General features: G+C 70.5%; 12 protein-coding genes and 1 tRNA gene. 10 read left to right on the top strand and 3 right to left on the bottom strand.

Features of this window, described 5'->3' with window-relative positions; all coding sequences use genetic code 11:
* Window positions 1–182 precede the first annotated feature (182 nt).
* On the top strand, window positions 183–2,996 hold the full coding sequence (locus LQF12_RS16410; protein ID WP_290370745.1) for a S8 family serine peptidase: 2,814 nt from the start codon (window positions 183–185) through the stop codon (window positions 2,994–2,996).
* Between the two features lie 166 nt (window positions 2,997–3,162).
* A tRNA-Leu gene (locus LQF12_RS07310) sits at window positions 3,163–3,250 on the top strand.
* 4 nt (window positions 3,251–3,254) lie between these two features.
* On the opposite strand, the gene LQF12_RS07305 is transcribed toward LQF12_RS07310, so the two are convergent.
* A complete protein-coding gene (locus tag LQF12_RS07305; RefSeq protein ID WP_231055305.1) occupies window positions 3,255–4,016 on the bottom strand; it encodes a potassium channel family protein in 762 nt (253 codons plus the stop codon).
* A gap of 102 nt (window positions 4,017–4,118) precedes the next feature.
* On the bottom strand, window positions 4,119–4,634 hold the full coding sequence (locus LQF12_RS07300; RefSeq protein ID WP_231055304.1) for a DUF6328 family protein: 516 nt from the start codon (window positions 4,632–4,634) through the stop codon (window positions 4,119–4,121).
* Window positions 4,635–4,704: 70 nt separating this feature from the next.
* Here LQF12_RS07300 and LQF12_RS07295 point away from each other — a divergent pair, with 70 nt between their 5' ends.
* Entirely contained in the window at window positions 4,705–5,586 is an 882-nt protein-coding gene (locus LQF12_RS07295) for a phosphotransferase family protein (RefSeq protein WP_231055303.1), read from the top strand.
* Window positions 5,587–5,609: 23 nt separating this feature from the next.
* Here the strand turns inward: LQF12_RS07295 and LQF12_RS07290 are convergent, their stop codons facing one another.
* Window positions 5,610–6,605 (bottom strand): Gfo/Idh/MocA family protein, encoded by a 996-nt coding sequence (locus LQF12_RS07290; RefSeq protein WP_231055302.1) that lies wholly within the window; start codon window positions 6,603–6,605, stop codon window positions 5,610–5,612.
* Between the two features lie 62 nt (window positions 6,606–6,667).
* Here LQF12_RS07290 and LQF12_RS07285 point away from each other — a divergent pair, with 62 nt between their 5' ends.
* Genes LQF12_RS07285 through LQF12_RS07255 form a run of 7 tightly spaced genes read left to right on the top strand, consistent with a single transcriptional unit; the run spans window position 6,668 to window position 15,952 of the window.
* Window positions 6,668–7,630 (top strand): DUF4862 family protein, encoded by a 963-nt coding sequence (locus LQF12_RS07285; protein ID WP_231055301.1) that lies wholly within the window; start codon window positions 6,668–6,670, stop codon window positions 7,628–7,630.
* A 32-nt stretch (window positions 7,631–7,662) separates the two neighbouring features.
* A complete protein-coding gene (locus tag LQF12_RS07280) occupies window positions 7,663–8,832 on the top strand; it encodes an ROK family transcriptional regulator (protein WP_231055300.1) in 1,170 nt (389 codons plus the stop codon).
* 49 nt (window positions 8,833–8,881) lie between these two features.
* On the top strand, window positions 8,882–9,814 hold the full coding sequence (locus LQF12_RS07275; protein ID WP_231055299.1) for a carbohydrate ABC transporter permease: 933 nt from the start codon (window positions 8,882–8,884) through the stop codon (window positions 9,812–9,814).
* An 11-nt stretch (window positions 9,815–9,825) separates the two neighbouring features.
* Window positions 9,826–10,779, top strand: a complete 954-nt coding sequence (locus LQF12_RS07270; protein ID WP_231055298.1) for a carbohydrate ABC transporter permease — start codon at window positions 9,826–9,828, stop codon at window positions 10,777–10,779.
* A 10-nt stretch (window positions 10,780–10,789) separates the two neighbouring features.
* Window positions 10,790–12,130 carry an ABC transporter substrate-binding protein gene (locus LQF12_RS07265; RefSeq protein WP_231055297.1) on the top strand — a complete coding sequence of 447 codons (1,341 nt, stop codon included), beginning with the start codon at window positions 10,790–10,792 and terminating at the stop codon, window positions 12,128–12,130.
* A 43-nt stretch (window positions 12,131–12,173) separates the two neighbouring features.
* Window positions 12,174–13,694, top strand: coding sequence for an ATP-dependent DNA ligase (locus LQF12_RS07260; protein ID WP_231055296.1), 1,521 nt, complete (start codon window positions 12,174–12,176; stop codon window positions 13,692–13,694).
* Window positions 13,691–15,952: a beta-galactosidase gene (locus LQF12_RS07255; protein ID WP_231055295.1), complete on the top strand. Its 2,262-nt coding sequence runs from the start codon at window positions 13,691–13,693 to the stop codon at window positions 15,950–15,952. Before LQF12_RS07260 ends, LQF12_RS07255 begins: the two co-directional genes overlap by 4 nt.
* Window positions 15,953–15,957 lie beyond the last annotated feature (5 nt).

The following is a 15,957-nucleotide window of genomic DNA, read 5'->3' as shown; positions in this document are numbered from 1 at the left end:
CCCCTCTGAACGGCGGTCGCGCGGCGGCCCCGACTGCGCTCGACGCGTCGGGGCCGCTCTCTTTTTCCCGCCCGCTTCTCCGGGCGCGATCGTGTGACTCTGTTCACAGAACCGCCGCAGCGGGCTATGTTCGGTGGACGCCCCCGTCCCGGGGCGCGTCGAACACGTTGAGGAGACCCTTCATGCGTCGATCCGATCGAGCCGGCTCAGGCCGGACCCGGCGGGGGGCCATCGCGATCGGCAGTGCTGCCGCGCTGGCACTGACCGCCATGATCTCGATCAGTGCCGCCACGGCCGACGAGGTCACCGACCTCGGCACGGCCGAGGACCACGGTGCCACCGCCGAGCCGACCGGGCTGCAGGCACAGTCCTCGCCGACCGGCGCCTGGCTGGTCGAGACCACCGGCACGCCCACCAGCCGTGGTGGCAACGCCTCGTCGAACTCCCGTCACGCCCGGGGCGTGCTCGCCGAGGCCGACGAGCTCGGCGTCGACCTCAGCGTCCGCAGCGAGTACTCCGCGCTCTGGGCCGGCCTCTCGGTGGACATGTCGGACGCGGACGCCGCCCTGCTCGCCAGTGCCGAGGGTGTGCGGGCCGTCTACCCGGTTCTCCCACTGCAGCTGCCGCCCACCCCGAGCTCGGACGAGATGCCCGAGATGGCCACGGCGCTGCAGCTCACCGGCGCCGACATCGCCCAGAGCGAGCTCGGCTACGACGGGGAAGGCATCGCGGTCGGCATCATCGACACCGGCGTCGACTACGACCACCCGGACCTCGGTGGATCCGGTCCGGACACCACGTTCCCCACCGAGCGTGTGCCCGTCGGCTACGACTTCGTCGGGGACAGCTACAACGCCGACGACAGCAGCGAGGACTACCAGCCGGTCCCCCAGCCCGACACGGATCCGGACGACTGCCAGAGCCACGGCACCCACGTGGCCGGCATCGTCGGTGGTGACGGCGATCCGGCCGCCGGCGGCGTGCGCGGCGTGGCCCCCGGGGTCACCTTCGGCGCCTACCGGGTGTTCGGCTGCGACGGTTCGACCACCTCCGACATCATGATCGACGCGATGGAGCGCGCGCTGGCCGACGGCATGGACGTGGTCAACATGTCCATCGGCGCGGCGTTCGCCTCCTGGCCGGAGTACCCGACCGCCGAGGCGAGCTCGACCCTCGTCGACGCCGGCGTAGTCGTGGTCGCCTCGATCGGCAACTCCGGTGACCTCGGGCTCTGGGCGGCGGGAGCGCCCGGGGTGGGCGAGGACGTCATCGGCGTCGCCTCCTACGACAACACCGAGTTCATGGCGAACGCCTTCGGCACCGAGCCCGACGGCGAGGTCTACCCGTACGTCTCCGCCACCGGCGGTGCCGACGCTCCCACCTCCGGCTCCGTGCCGCTGGCCGTCTCCGACCTGCCGCTCGCCTGCGAACCGCTGGCAGGTGACTACTCCGGGCAGGCGGTGATCGTCCAGCGCGGGGTGTGCTCGTTCCACATCAAGGCGGCCAACGTCCAGGAGGCGGGTGCGGCAGCGATGGTGCTCTACAACAATGCACCGGGCCTGGTCTCCCCGACCGTGGAGGGCGAGACCCCGATCACAATCCCGGTGGCGTCGATCTCCCTCGACGACGGGACGGCGCTCGTCGCCGCGGTCGAGGGCGGCGCGGCCACGGAGATGGTCTGGACCGACGAGACCGTCTCGGCGCCCAACCCGACCGGTGGGCTGATCTCGGCCTTCAGCTCCTACGGGATGGCCGCCGACCTGCAGCTCAAGCCCGACCTGGGCGCGCCCGGCGGCCAGATCTGGTCGACCATACCGCTCGAGCAGGGAGGGTACGGGTCCAAGTCCGGTACGTCGATGTCCTCACCGCACGTCGCCGGGGCGGTGGCCCTGCTGCTGCAGGCACGTGATGACCTCGACCCCGCCCAGATCAAGGACCTGCTGCAGAACTCGGCAGATCCGGCACTCTGGTCGCTCAACACCGACGTCGGCCTCCTCGAGCCGGTGTTCCGCCAGGGCGCCGGGATGCTCGACATCGACGACGCGATCCAGAGCTCGGTCCGGGTCTCACCGGGTTCGCTCTCGCTCGGCGAGAGCGAGGCGGGTCCGGTCTCGCGGACGTTGAGCCTGCACAACGACGGCGACGCGGACGTGACGTACACGGTCTCGGCCGAGGACGCGATCGCTGCAGGCGGGGACCCGGACAACCCCACGTTCCTCTACGGCCCGAGCAGCGTGGACGTACCGCCGGAGATCACCGTGCCCGCGGGCTCGAGCGTCTCGGTCGACGTGACCATCGCACCGAGTGCGGACCTGGAGCAGGCTCAGTACGGCGGCTACCTCACCCTGATGCCCCAGGAGGGTGAGCCCATCCGTGTCCCCTACGCCGGCTTCGCCGGGGACTACCAGGAGGTGCCGATGCTGACCGACATCGGCTACGGGCTGCCCGTGCTGGGTCAACTCACGGCCTGCGACCGGCTGATCGGCGTCGACTGCACCATGAACGGCGAGTGGAACCTCATGCCCGAGGGAGCCACCTACTCGATGTCCGATGGCGACGTCCCGACCTTCCTCGTCCACCTCGAGCACCCGGCTCAGTCGCTGGAGATGACCGTCTACGCGGCCGTCGACGGCGAGCGCGGCTCGGCCATCGGCCCGACGGCGACCTTCCTGAGCTCGGAGTACGTCGGGCGTTCCGCCGGCGCCGAGGCGTTCACCCCCTACACGTGGGACGGTGTGCTCGCCTCGGTCTATCGCGCCGGACGTCACAACCAGGAATGGTCCGTGCCGGACGGGGACTACATCATCGGCCTGGAGGTGGTGAACGCGCTGGGCGACCCGGAGAACCCGGACCACGTGGAGAGCGCCGATACCGTCGTGTTCACCATCGATCGCGATGGTGATGGCAACCCACCGAGTGAGTTCCGCGAGCAGTTGCGGGATGTGCCACCGAAGATGAAGGGCCAGCTCCGCTGCATCGTCGAGGGACGCTGCTGAGCACCTGACACGTCCGCGCCGGGCCCGGGTCGAGCGACCGGGACCCGGCGCGGACGGCAGGACCGCAGTGATCATCGGCACGGCCGCCGGTTACGAATCCTCCAGGCGGCCGTGATATGTTTACCGGCGTCGCGGACACCCCTCAGGGAGTGTTCGCCTCACCCTTGTCCGGGTGGCGGAAATGGCAGACGCGCTAGCTTGAGGTGCTAGTGCCCGTATAGGGCGTGGGGGTTCAAGTCCCCCCTCGGACACCACAGATCAGTTCGGCGCCCTTCGGTGATCGTCGGCGTAGCACTCGATGACGTGCACCACGGATCCCTCGGCGCGGACCAGGCCCTGCAGCTGTGCGGCGACGTGCTCCAACGAGGACGAGAGCAGTGCGGCGGCGACCCGCATCTCCGCCGTGCTCGCGCACCCGCGCGCAGCGTCCCGCACGGCGACGGCGTACGAGAGGTTCCGCGCCAGCGACTGGGGGGCTTCCTCGTCGCGGAAGTAGTACGTCTCACTGTGCTGCACCAGATCGACACCCACCGCGTCGAGCTCGCCTGCCACGTCCGTCAGGAGGTGCACAGCCGCCGGACCGAGCGCGGGAAGGGCGTCGGCGAAACCGCTCTCACGCAGCCCGTGCAAACGGACCGCGAGGGCGCGACGGCGCGTCAGCGGCGGATAGATCTGCATGAACCACGTCAGCGCGGCCGTGAGCAGCCCGAAGCCGGTCAGCGCCTGCAGGGGGGCGAGCCAGCGCAGCACGGGCTCGGTGGGCACCACGTCGCCGAAGCCCAGCGTCGCCAGGGTGACCAAGGAGATGTACAGCGCCTGGGCACCGTCGTGGTACCTGGAAGGATCGATTCCGGGCGAATAGCTGAAACCTTCCGGGACATGGCCGATGTAGATCAGCGCCCACCCCACGCCCTGCATCATCACCCACAGCACCACGGCACCGACCATCCCGACCGGCCCGGCTGCCGAGCCGAGGCGATGACCGAGCCGGCGGGAGAGCCGCCAGACCGCCGCGATCACGGCGTGACTGAGGGGCCCCCGTCCGCGGGTGCAGCAAGCTCCGGAACATGTCGTACAGGCCGACGGCGATGACCGCCGCGCCCAGGACCGTCGCGGCGAGGATCATCGCTCCTCCCCCCGGGCGCGTTCGTCCTCGGTCTCGTCACCGCGTCGCGCCCACAGCGGGAGCGCCGCCCACAGACTGACGGCGAGCACCAGACCCGCTCCGGCCGCCACGACGCCTGCGGTCCGGCCCAGCACGACGTCGAAGATGAACAGCGCGATCCCTCCCACGAGCAGGACCATGGTGGCCAGCGCCAGCTTGGCGAACCGGTTGCTCAACCGCACGATCTGCGGCTTACGCCGCCGTTGGAAGAGCATCCGGTGGATGCTCACCGGCGCGACGGCGAACGCCGTCGTCGTCAACCCGAGCGCCACCAGGCACAGGTAGATCACCACCTGATCGGTGCGCAGCTCGCTGAACCGGCTCTGGAAGGGCAGGGTGAGCAGGAACCCCGTCAGGATCTGCGTACCGGTCTGGGTCACGCGCAGTTCCTGCATGAGCTCGTCCCAGTTCCGGTCGGCACGCTGTTCCATGGACTCGTGCCGTCCGGTGTGCTCCTGGTGGTCGGTACCCATCCCGCCAGTATCGTCACGGGTGGAGCCCGCAGCATTCCGAGTCGTGCCCGGGCGGGGATACGCTCGGCGGGTGAGCCCGGACGTCACCTCGGTCAGTGACCTGCTGGCAGACCTGGGGTACCGGTGCGCCCGCGTCAGACCCGTGACCGGTGGCGCGTGGTCGAGCGCCTACGCCGTCGACGTCGGCCCGCGCCCACTGGTACTGCGCCTGGGGGGACCCGCCGAGGACTACCGAGCGGACGCCTTCGTCGACCGGCTCGCCCCCGACGGGGTTCCCGTACCGGCCGTGCTCGAGCACGGCACCCTGGCCCGTGGACCGTTCACCGGTACGACCTACGCGATCTCCCAGCGCGTGCCCGGGGCGCCGCTGGAGGAGGTCGGTGCGGCCACCTGGAACGGGCTCGTGCCCCAGCTCGCCGACATCCTCGAGGCACTCCGGCACGTGCCGGTTCCCCCCGGCCATCCCACACTGCCCTGGCGCGAGCACCTGCTCGGTGTCGGCTCCTATGCGTGGCAGGAGGGCTGGCGCCTCCGGGCCGAGCCCGTAGCCCTGGAGATCTTCGACCGCGGGCTCGCCCGGCTGCGCGAGCTGTGCCCGGTCGAGGTGCCGGTCTCCCTGGTGCACGCGGACTGGATCAATCGCAACGTCCACGTCGATGCCGGCCGCATCACCGGCGTCTTCGACTGGGGGTGCTACCGGTTCGGTGACCATCTCTACGATCTGACCTGGTTCGAGTTCTGGTCTCCCTGGCACCCCACCCTCGACGTCGACTCACTGACGGTCGCACTGCAGCGACGATGGCAGGACCGAGGCCTCGACCCGTTGCGCGACCCGGGGCGCCGGCTGGCATGCTTGCTGCACATCGGACTCGACCACATCGTCTACAACACCCTCCACGGCACCCACTCGGGGCTGCGGGGCACGATGGACCGCCTGGATGGTTTCCTCTGAGGCCGTGCTGCCGGTTCGCCCTCTCAGTCGAAGTGCAGGCCCTGCTCGCGCCGGTACTCCCCCAGCACCTCGTCGACCACGCGCGCGGTGCGCAGCGCGCTGAGTCCCGTGCTGGGAGAGGTGCCGTGCCCGGTCAGCTCGTCCACCACCGCCTGGATGAGCGGCTGCTGCACGGTCGCTGGGTAGGGCGCCTCGATCTCGCTGACCTGCGCACCACGGCGCAGCACCAGCGGCTCCTGCCCGAAGCTGGAGAACGTCACCGACCCGCTGGTCCCGATGATCTCCACGACATCCCGGGACTCCCCCGTCGCAAAGCACCACAGGCCGGTGCCGACGGCGCCCCCCGCCTCGAAGGTCGCGCTCACCGTGTCCTCGGCGTCGCCGAGGCCGGAGACGTTCCGGGCTACCCCGTGCACCCGCGCGACCGGCCCCAGCAGGTGGTCCAGCAGATCGAGGGTGTGGGAGGCCAGGTCGACGAACAGCCCGCCGCCGGCGATCTCCGGGCGTAGGCGCCACGGCAGCTGCTCACCGGACACGGGTGACGGTGCCGGTGCGAAGTTCTCCACCCGGAACGCATGCACCCGGCCGATGGCTCCGCCGTCGAGAATCTCCCGGACCCGCGCGAAACGTGGCATGGCGCGGCGGTAGTAGGCCACGAACAGGGGCAGGCCCGCCCGGTCGGCGGCGGCGAGCATCTGCTCGCACTCGGCGGTCGTGCGGGCCATCGGCTTCTCCACATAGACCGGCTTGCCGGCCGCGAGGGCGCGGAGGGTGTAGTCGCGGTGGGAGTCCGGGGGCGTGGCCACATAGACCGCGTCGACGGCGGGGTCAGCGAGCAGGGCGTCGGCGTCGTCATACCACCGGGGCACCTGGTGGCGGCGGGCGTAGTCGGCTGCCTTAGCGCCGTCGCGGCGCATGACGGCCACCAGCTCGGAGCGTTCCGACGCCTGGAATCCCGGCCCGCTCTTCGCCTCCGTCACGTCCCCGACCCCGATGATTCCCCACCGCACGCTGTCCATCCCCGGAGCCTAGTGGGCCGCGGGCATCGCTAGGCTGGGCCGGGCAGAGAAGGGGAGGCGTCATGGGAACAGCACCGGGGGTCATCGTGGGCGCCTACGCCGCCTCACCGACGAGCCGGCACTGGGGCCGCCACCTCGAGCGCACCTATCTCGACGAGCTCGCGCAGATCGAAGGGGTCGAGGGCCTCGAAGTTCCGTGGATCACCTCACTGCACCCGTACGAGGACTCCTGGTACGCCGACCGCCTGCCCGCCGGCTGGCAGGTGGTGATCACCCACATCGGCGGGGTCATGCACCGCCTGAGCATCGACCCGGTGTACGGGCTGGCCTCGACCGACCTCGGCGGCCGGAGACGGGCGCTCGCCGACGTCGCCCGGATCTGTGAGGACGTGGCGCGCCTGAACGAGGCACGCGGGGAGTCCGCGGTACGGGCGATCGAGCTGCACAGCGCCCCCGCGACGGCCGGGGCCACCAGCAGCGCGCAGGCACTGGCCGAGTCCCTGACCACGGTCGGAGGGTGGGACTGGCAGGGCGCCGAGGTGCTGGTCGAGCACTGCGACCGGCAGCGACCCGGGCGCCCGACGGCGAAGGGCTTTCTCGCCCTCGAGCAGGAGATCGAGGCGGTGCGCGCCGCCGGCACCGCCGGGATCGCGATCAACTGGGGCCGCTCGGCGATCGAGCTCGGCGACCCCGACGGCGTACCCGGGCACGTCCGGACGGCTCGGGAGTCCGGACTGCTGCGCGGGGTGATCTTCTCGGGCACCGCTGCCGAGGACTCCGAGTACGGCCCGGCCTGGGCCGACGCACACCTGCCGTTCGCCCCCGATCACGACGAGGGTCGGCCCGGCGCCGAGCACTCGTTGCTCACCGGAGGGCACGCACGAGCGGCTCTCGCTGCGGCCGGCCCGTCGCCGTGGCTCGGGCTGAAGATCGCGTGCCGACCGCAGCAGGCCACGATCGCCCAGCGGGTGGCGCTGATCCGGGACGGCGTCGAGCGCCTCACCCGTGCAGCGATCGACTCTTGACACGGTGAACAAAACCGGGTGACGATCGGTCCATGCGACGACGCATGGACCGACCCTTCCTCGGCTCGCTGGGCCGCACGGAACGTGCTGTCCTGCGTGAGCTGCTAGTGCGTGGCCCGCTCCCGCGCGCCGACCTCGCCAGACGTCTGGGCCTGTCCCCCGCGAGCATCACCAAGACCGCACGGACGCTCCTCTCGAACGGCTCGATCACCGAGATCTCAGCGCCCGGGAGCGATTCCCGCGGGCGGCCCGGCACCCCGGTCGACATGGCGGTCGACGCCTACCACTTCGTCGGCGTGAAGATCACCGGCGACCAGGCCTTCGCCGTCCGCACCAACGCGGCGGGAGCCGTCCTCGCCAGTACGCACCGACCCCTCACCGACACCGCGGTGGAGCCGGTCGTCTCGCTGATCATTCAACTAGTGAATGAATTGTCCCGCGATCACCCGGTCGAGTCCGTGGGGATCGGGATGGCCGGCACGATGGATCGCTTCGATACCCAGGTCCGCAACAACCTCTACCTGGGCTGGCAGGACGTCCCGCTCGCGGGCATGGTGCAGGAGCGGACCGGCCTGGCCACCGTCATCAGTGGTGACGTGCGTGCGCTGACCGCGGGGGTGCACTGGGCCGGGCCGGGGCGCGAGCTCGAGGACTTCGCCGTGGTGACCATCGGTGTGGGTATCGGCATGGGGCTGGTGCTGGGGGGTGAGACCGTCGCCGGCGTGGCCGGTGGCGTGGGCCGCATCGCGCACACCCGCGTGAGCGATTCGGGCCCGGCGTGCGGTCGCGGGCACCGGGGCTGTGCCGCCGCCTACCTGGAGGCCGGTCCGATCGTGCGCGCCGTGGCCTACGCCCACGCCCGTCCGCAGCTCGACCTGGAGGCGGTCTGTGAGCTCGCAGCGGCCGGGGACCCTGCCGCGCTCAGCGTGCTGGAGGACACCGCCCGCGCCCTGGGGATCGTGCTGGCCGGCCTCGTCAACGTGCTGGGCCTTCCCGCCGTCGTCCTGGCCGGCGACGGCCTGTGCGTGCTCGAGCACACCCGGCCCGTACTGGACCGTGCGCTCACCGAGCATCTCGACCCGGACGCCGACCCGCCGGTCGTCCACTTCTACGCCTCCGATTTCGACGAGTGGGCGCGCGGTGCAGCCGTACTCGCGTGCCAGTGGTTGCTCATCGATCCACCCGCCGAGCCGGTGAGGTAGCACCACCGACCGCACCCGAACCCTGCAAGGAAGCAAGGAGGACCCCGCCGTGTCCGACTCCCCAGCCACTGCCACAGTGGCGCCTGCCCGCAGCAGTGCAGCGCCTCGACGCCGGCGGCGGGACGACCGCCGCCTCGCCCTCATCTTTCTCCTGCCCGCGACGATCGGCCTGGTGGTCTTCTACTTCTGGCCGCTGGTGCGCGGGATCGCGCTCAGCTTCACCTCGTGGGACATTCTCACGCCCGCGCAGTTCATCGGGCTGGAGAACTACGCGCGGATGGTGGCGGACCCGGTGTTCTGGAACGCCGTCCGCGTGACGCTGCTGTACGTGATCATCAACATCGGTATCCAGACCGTGGTGGCCCTGATCATCGCCGTGCTGATGCAGCGGCTCAGCCAGTCCACACTGCTGCGGTCCCTGGTGCTGGCGCCCTACCTCGTCTCCAACGTGGTGGCGGCGCTGGTGTTCTTCTGGATCCTCGACTTCCAGCTCGGCATCGGCAACCAGCTGCTCGCCTGGCTCGGGCTGGACCGGATCGGATTCTTCACCAGCGAGGCCTGGGTGATCCCGACCATCGCCCTGATCAACGTCTGGCGCCACATGGGCTACACCGCGCTGTTGATCTTCGCCGGCCTGCAGACCATCCCGCACTCGGTCTACGAGGCCGCCAAGGTCGACGGTGCCTCGGAGGTGCGCACGTTCTTCTCGGTCACGGTGCCGCTGCTGCGGCCGATCCTCGGGCTGGTGCTGATCATCTCGGTGATCGGATCGTTCCAGGTGTTCGACACGGTTGCCGTGACCACCAACGGCGGGCCGGTGGATGCCAGCCGGGTGCTGCAGCTCTACATCTACGACAACGCGTTCGCGCAGTTCGACTTCGGCTACGCGTCCGCACTGAGCGTCGCACTGCTGCTGGTGCTCGTGGCCGTGACGTTCGTGCAGTACCGCATCACCCGCGCCGGCCAGACCGACCTGGACTGAGGGAGGCAACCATGTCATCGACGACACCGCGCATTCCGACCCGCAGCGCCGTGCGCCCGGCCGCCGGCCGAGATCCCGACAGGAAGCGCACCCGCCTCTCCCCCGGCCGCGTCCTCGCCTGGGTGGTCATGATCGTGATCTTGGCGATCACGCTCTTCCCCTTCTACTGGATGCTGCGCACCGCGTTGTCCAGCAACAGCGCGCTCTACGCGAACTCGCAGTCGTTGCTCCCCGTGGACCTGAGCTGGGGCGGCTTCGAGCGCGTGTTCGGCCTGCAGAGCACCGAGGAGGCGATCGCCCAGGGGGGCTCGGGCGCCTCGATCGACTTCTGGCGCTACCTGCTCAACTCGGTCGCGGTGGCCACCGGTATCACCGCCTGCCAGGTGTTCTTCTCGGCGATGGCGGCGTACGCGTTCTCCCGGCTGCGCTGGGCGGGCCGCAACCAGGTGTTCAGCGTCTTCCTGCTCTCGCTGATGGTGCCCCAGATCTTCACGCTGCTGCCGAACTTCCTGTTGATCCGCGAGCTGGGACTGATCGACACCCTGGTGGGCATCATGCTGCCGAGCCTGTTCATGACGCCGTTCGCGATCTTCTTCCTGCGGCAGTTCTTCATGAACGTCTCCACCGAGGTGGAGGAGGCGGCGCTGATCGATGGAGCGAGCAAGGTGCGGGTGTTCTTCGTGCTGATCATCCCGCTGTCGGTGGGGCCAATCGCGACCATCTCGATCCTGACCTACATCACGGCCTGGAACGACTACTTCTGGCCGCTGATGGTCAGCTATACCGACGAATCCCGGGTGCTCACGGTGGCCCTGGGGAACTTCAACGAGCAGACACCGCAGACCGGGCCGGACTGGGCCGGGTTGATGGCCGCAACCCTGGTGGCAGCGCTGCCGATGCTGCTGCTCTTCATGGCGTTCGCCAAGCGCGTCGTCAGCTCCATCGGCTTCAGCGGCATCAAGTGAGGAGATGAGCATGCGCACACGAACGCGAGCAGCGGCGGCGGCCGGCGTGGCCGCGGCGCTCACGGCAGCCGCGGGCTGCAGCACGGCGGTCACGGACGACGGTGTCGCACTCGACTACTGGCTCTGGGACGCCAACCAGCTGCCTGCCTACCAGCAGTGCATCGAGGCGTTCGAGGCCTCCCATCCCGACATCGACGTCCGGATCAGCCAGTACGGCTTCGACGACTACTGGCAGAAGATCACCGCCGGATTCGTGGCCGGGGCCGGGCCCGACGTCTTCACCGACCACCTGACCCGGTACCCCGAGTACGTCCAGCGCGACCTCCTGCTCGACCTGAACACGCTGGAGCCCACCGCCGACATCGCCGACGCCGAGTTCCAGGAGGGCCTGGCGCAGCTGTGGGTGGGGACCGACGGGGGGCAGTACGGCAGCCCCAAGGACTTCGACACGGTGGCGATCTTCTACGACGTCGACACGATCGAGGAGGCGGGGCTGACTCCGGAGGATCTGTCCGAGCTCACCTGGAACCCCGAGGACGGCGGAACGTTCGAGGACGTCATCGCCCGGCTGACGGTGGACGCGAACGGCGTGCGCGGCGACGAGGACGGCTTCGATCCGGACAACGTGGTCACCTACGGGCTCGCCTCGAACGGGTCGGGAGGAGCCGAGGGCCAGACGGCGTGGTCGTGGCTGGCGGGCTCGACCGGCTGGGAGTTCACGAACGCGGACGTGTGGGGCGATGAGTACTACTACGACGACCCGCGGCTGCACGAGTCGCTGACCTGGCTGTTCGACCTCGTCGACAAGGGCTACATGGCCCCCTACGAACAGATCGGCAGCGACCCGAACCCGCAACAGGCGCTCGGTTCAGGCCAGGCAGCCCTGTCGCCGAACGGCTCGTGGATGCTCAACACCTACGCCAATCTCGAGGACATCGAGCTCGGTATCGCTCCGGTGCCGGCCGGGCCGGTCGGCCACCCGGTGTCGATGTACAACGGGCTCGCCGACTCCATCAGCGCCCAGACCGAGCACCCGCAGGAGGCGGCCGAACTGGTCGCATTCCTCGGCTCGGAGGAGTGCCAGGTGATCGTCGGCGAGGCGGCGGTCGTCTTCCCGGCGCGGCCGGCAGGCACCGAGGCGGCGATCGCGGCCTTCGAGGAGCGCGGGATCGACGTCTCCCCGTTCACCGACCTCGTCGACGAGGGCCACACCCTCTACTTTCCGGTCACCGACGGCTACGGCTCGATCCAGGCGCTCGTGGCACCGATCATGGATGAGATCTACATCGGGGACCGCGAGGCCTCCACCCTGGCGGAGGTGAACGAGCGGGTCAACGAGCTGGTGGAGTAGCGCCGCACAGCCGGATGTCGCCCCACGATGCCAGACTGATTTCGTGACCCCCACCCTCATCGCCGAGCTCGAGGCCGCCACGAGCACCGTCTCCGCCACCCGCTCGCGCCTGGCCAAGGTCGAGGCACTGTCGAGTCTGCTCAGCCGGTTGGGACCGGAGGAAGTGGCCCCCGCCGTCGGCATGCTGCTGGGGCGCGTGCGGCAGGGCCGGATCGGGATCGGATGGCGCACCCTGAAGTCGGTCCAGCCCGAACCCGCAGCCGAGGCGCGCCTCACCGTCCTCGAGGTGGATGAGGTGCTGACCGAGCTGGCGGGCACCATCGGCGCCGGATCGCAGGCCCGGCGGGCGGAGCTGCTGCACGGCATGCTCGGCCGCGCGACCTCGCCCGAGCAGGACTTCCTCGTCCGGGTGATGCTCGGGGACATGCGTACCGGAGCCCTGGACGGGGTGCTCACCGACGCCCTCGCCCGTGCCTACGACCTCCCGGTGGCGACGGTCAGGCGAGCGGCCATGCTCACCGGAGACGTCGGTGAGACGGCGCGCCTGGCAGGTGCCGGCGAGGACCTCACCGAGGTGGGGCTGCGGGTGGGGACACCGGTGCTGCCCATGCTGGCCGGCACCGCCGTCAGTGCAGCGGAGGCGGTCGGGACGCTCGGCCGCTGCAGCGTGCAGGCCAAGCTCGACGGCGCCCGGATCCAGGTGCACCGGCAGGGTGAGCAGGTGCAGATCTTCACCCGCAGTCTGGCCGAGGTGACCGACCGGCTGCCCGAGATCGTCGAGGCGGTCCGGGCGCTCCCGGCGCAGGAGCTGATCCTGGACGGTGAGACGCTCGCGCTCACCGAGGAGGGCGACCCCCGCCCGTTCCAGGACTCCATGGCCCGGTTCGGCAGTGACGCCGGTGAGGTCGTGCTGCGCCCGTGGTTCTTCGACCTGCTGCACGTCGACGGCCGCGACCTCATCGACGAGCCGCTCGAGCAGCGGCTGAGCGAGCTCGAACGGGTGGTCGGCGAGCTGCTGGTGCCCGGGGTGATCACGGACGATCCGGCCGAGGCCGAGCAGGTCATGTCCCAGTCCCTCGACGCGGGCCACGAGGGGGTGGTGGTCAAGGGCACCGACTCCCGCTACACCGCCGGGCGGCGCGGCTCGGAGTGGCTGAAGGTGAAGCCCGTGCACACCCTCGATCTCGTGGTTATCGGTGCCGAATGGGGCTACGGCCGCCGCACCGGCTGGCTCTCCAACCTGCACCTCGGGGCGCGCGATCCCTCCGGGCAGTTCGGATCCGCCGGCGGGTTGGTCATGGTCGGCAAGACCTTCAAGGGGCTCACCGACGCGCTGCTGCGGTGGCAGACGGAGCACCTCCAGACGATCGCCACCGAACGCACGGAGGCATGGGTTCGGGTCCGCCCCGAGCTCGTGGTCGAGATCGCCGTGGACGGGGTGCAACGCTCGACCCGCTATCCCGGCGGCGTCGCGCTACGGTTCGCCCGGGTGAAGCACTATCGCGAGGACAAGGCGGTCGCCGACGCCGACACGATCGAGACGGTACGGGAGATGCTGCGATGACCGACATCAGGGTCCTCGAGGGCTGGCTGGAGCGCGAGGGACGGCCGTGGCTGCCGGTCTCCGGGGAGATCCACTATTCCCGCCTGCCCCGCCATCGCTGGGGCGAGGTGCTGGGGCATGCGCGGGCAGGAGGGCTGGACGCCGTCGCCACCTATGTGTTCTGGAACGCCCACGAACCCGAGCCCGGCTTCTTCACCTGGGAGGGCAACCGCGACCTGCGCGCCTTCGTGCAGCTGGCCCAGCACTATGGCCTGGAGTCGGTGGTGCGGATCGGGCCCTGGGCCCACGGGGAGTCCCGTCACGGGGGCTTCCCCGACTGGCTGGTCGAGCGCGGCCTGCGCACCCGCACCGACGATCCCGCGTACCTGGCCCTCGTGCGGCCCTTCTATGAGCAGATCGCGGCCCAGCTCGAGGGCCTGAGCGTCGTGGACGGCGGGCCGGTGATCGGCATCCAGGTGGAGAACGAGCTGTACGACCAGCCCGAACACTTGGCTACCCTGCAGGCCATGGCCCGCGACTGTGGGATCGAGGTGCCGCTGTGGACAGCCACCGGATGGGGCGGTGCGCAGGTGCCACCGTCACTGCTGGCGGTCTACTCCGGTTACGCGGACGGCTTCTGGGAGGAGGCCGACACCCCCTGGCCGCCGTTCGTCGACCACCACTTCCGCTTCACGAGTGAGCGCGACGACCTCAGCGTCGGGGCCGATGTGCGGGAGGCGTTCGCGAGCGCCGCACCGGGAGCGAGAGTGGCTCAGCAACCGACCACGCCGTTCGCCACCTGCGAGCTCGGTGGCGGGATGCACGTGGCCTACCACCGCCGCCCCTTGGTGCCGCCCGAGGATGTGGCAGCCTTGGCAATGGCCAAGCTCGGCAGCGGCTCGGTATGGCAGGGCTACTACATGTACGCCGGAGGCACCCAGCGCGTGGGCCCGCACGGGAGCGAGCAGGAATCCCATGCCACCGACTACCCCAACGACGTCCCCGCCCTGAGCTACGACTTCCATGCCCCGATCGGCGAGCACGGCCAGGTCCGTGCCCACCACCACCTCCTACGCCGCCAGCACCTGTGGCTGCACGCCGATGGTCATCGCCTCGCCGCGATGACCGCACAGGTCACTGCCGAGGGCTCGCTGGAATCGGTGCGCACCGACGGGCGCAGCGCATATCTCTTCCTGAGCACGCACGGTCCGGCCCACCGCCCCCTGCCGGCACGCGCATCCGTCCAGGTGCCCGTGCGGCTCAGCGAGGAGACCGTCCTCGCCCCGCCGGTGCCCGTCGATCTCCCGACGGGGGTGAGCGTGGCGTGGCCCGTGAACCTCCCGCTGCCGGGTGGGCAGTTGCTGCGCAGCGCCAGCGCCTCGTTGTTGACGCGCGTGAGCGAGGAGGACGGCACCGAGGTGGTGGTGCTGATGGCCACCGACGGCGTCCCGGCCGTCCTCGAGCTGGCCGGGACGGTGGCGGTCCACGGGCCGGCAACCACCGAGCACCGCGGTGGCCACACCCTCGTCCGGCTGAGCGCGCCGCCCGGTCCCGAGTGCGAGATCGAGCTGCCCGGAAGCCGCGTCCTCGTCCTCGACGAGGCGAGCGCCGACCGGCTGTACGTGCTCGAGGTGGCCGGCCGGGAGCGGCTCGTGCTCAGCGCGGCCCCCTGCTACGCCGTCGGCGGCTCGCTGGTGCTCCACCCCGACGAGCCGGTCACCGAGGTGGCCATCTCCCCTCCCCCGGGCGCTCTGGCGGGCCCCGGCGTGACCGAGGGCGCGACCTCGGGCCGGTGGGGTCGCTGGTTGGTTCACACCGAGGCCGGGCACGCACCGGTCGCGCGCGACCTGCACCCGGAGCACGGCGTCGCGCCGGTGCCGCGCCGGGGCGGCTCGTCCCGGCGGCTGTCCGCACCCACCGACTACTCCTCCGCGGCCCAGGTGCGGGTGCAGGTGCCGCCCGAGTCGTTCGCCGCCCACCGGACCCTGCTGCGGGTGCACCTGCAGGGCGATGTCGCTCGTGCCTGGATCGGCGAGACCCTCGTCAGCGACCACTTCTGGCACGGGCGGGCCTGGGACATCGACCTCAGCGACCACCAGGACGCCGCCCTGACCCATGGGGTGCGACTGGAGATCCTGCCCCGCCGCGCAGCCGACGGCGTCTGGGTGGATCCCTCGGTACGCGCGACCCCGGACGGCGTCACCGTCGCCGCGGTCGAGATCCTCCGGGTCGCCAGGGTGGAGCTGACAACCGAGGAGGCTGTCGGACAGCGTGCCTAAGGTGT

It is taken from the genome of Ruania suaedae (assembly GCF_021049265.1).
Taxonomy (GTDB): domain Bacteria; phylum Actinomycetota; class Actinomycetes; order Actinomycetales; family Beutenbergiaceae; genus Ruania; species Ruania suaedae.
This window is presented reverse-complemented; position numbering and strand designations above follow the sequence as displayed.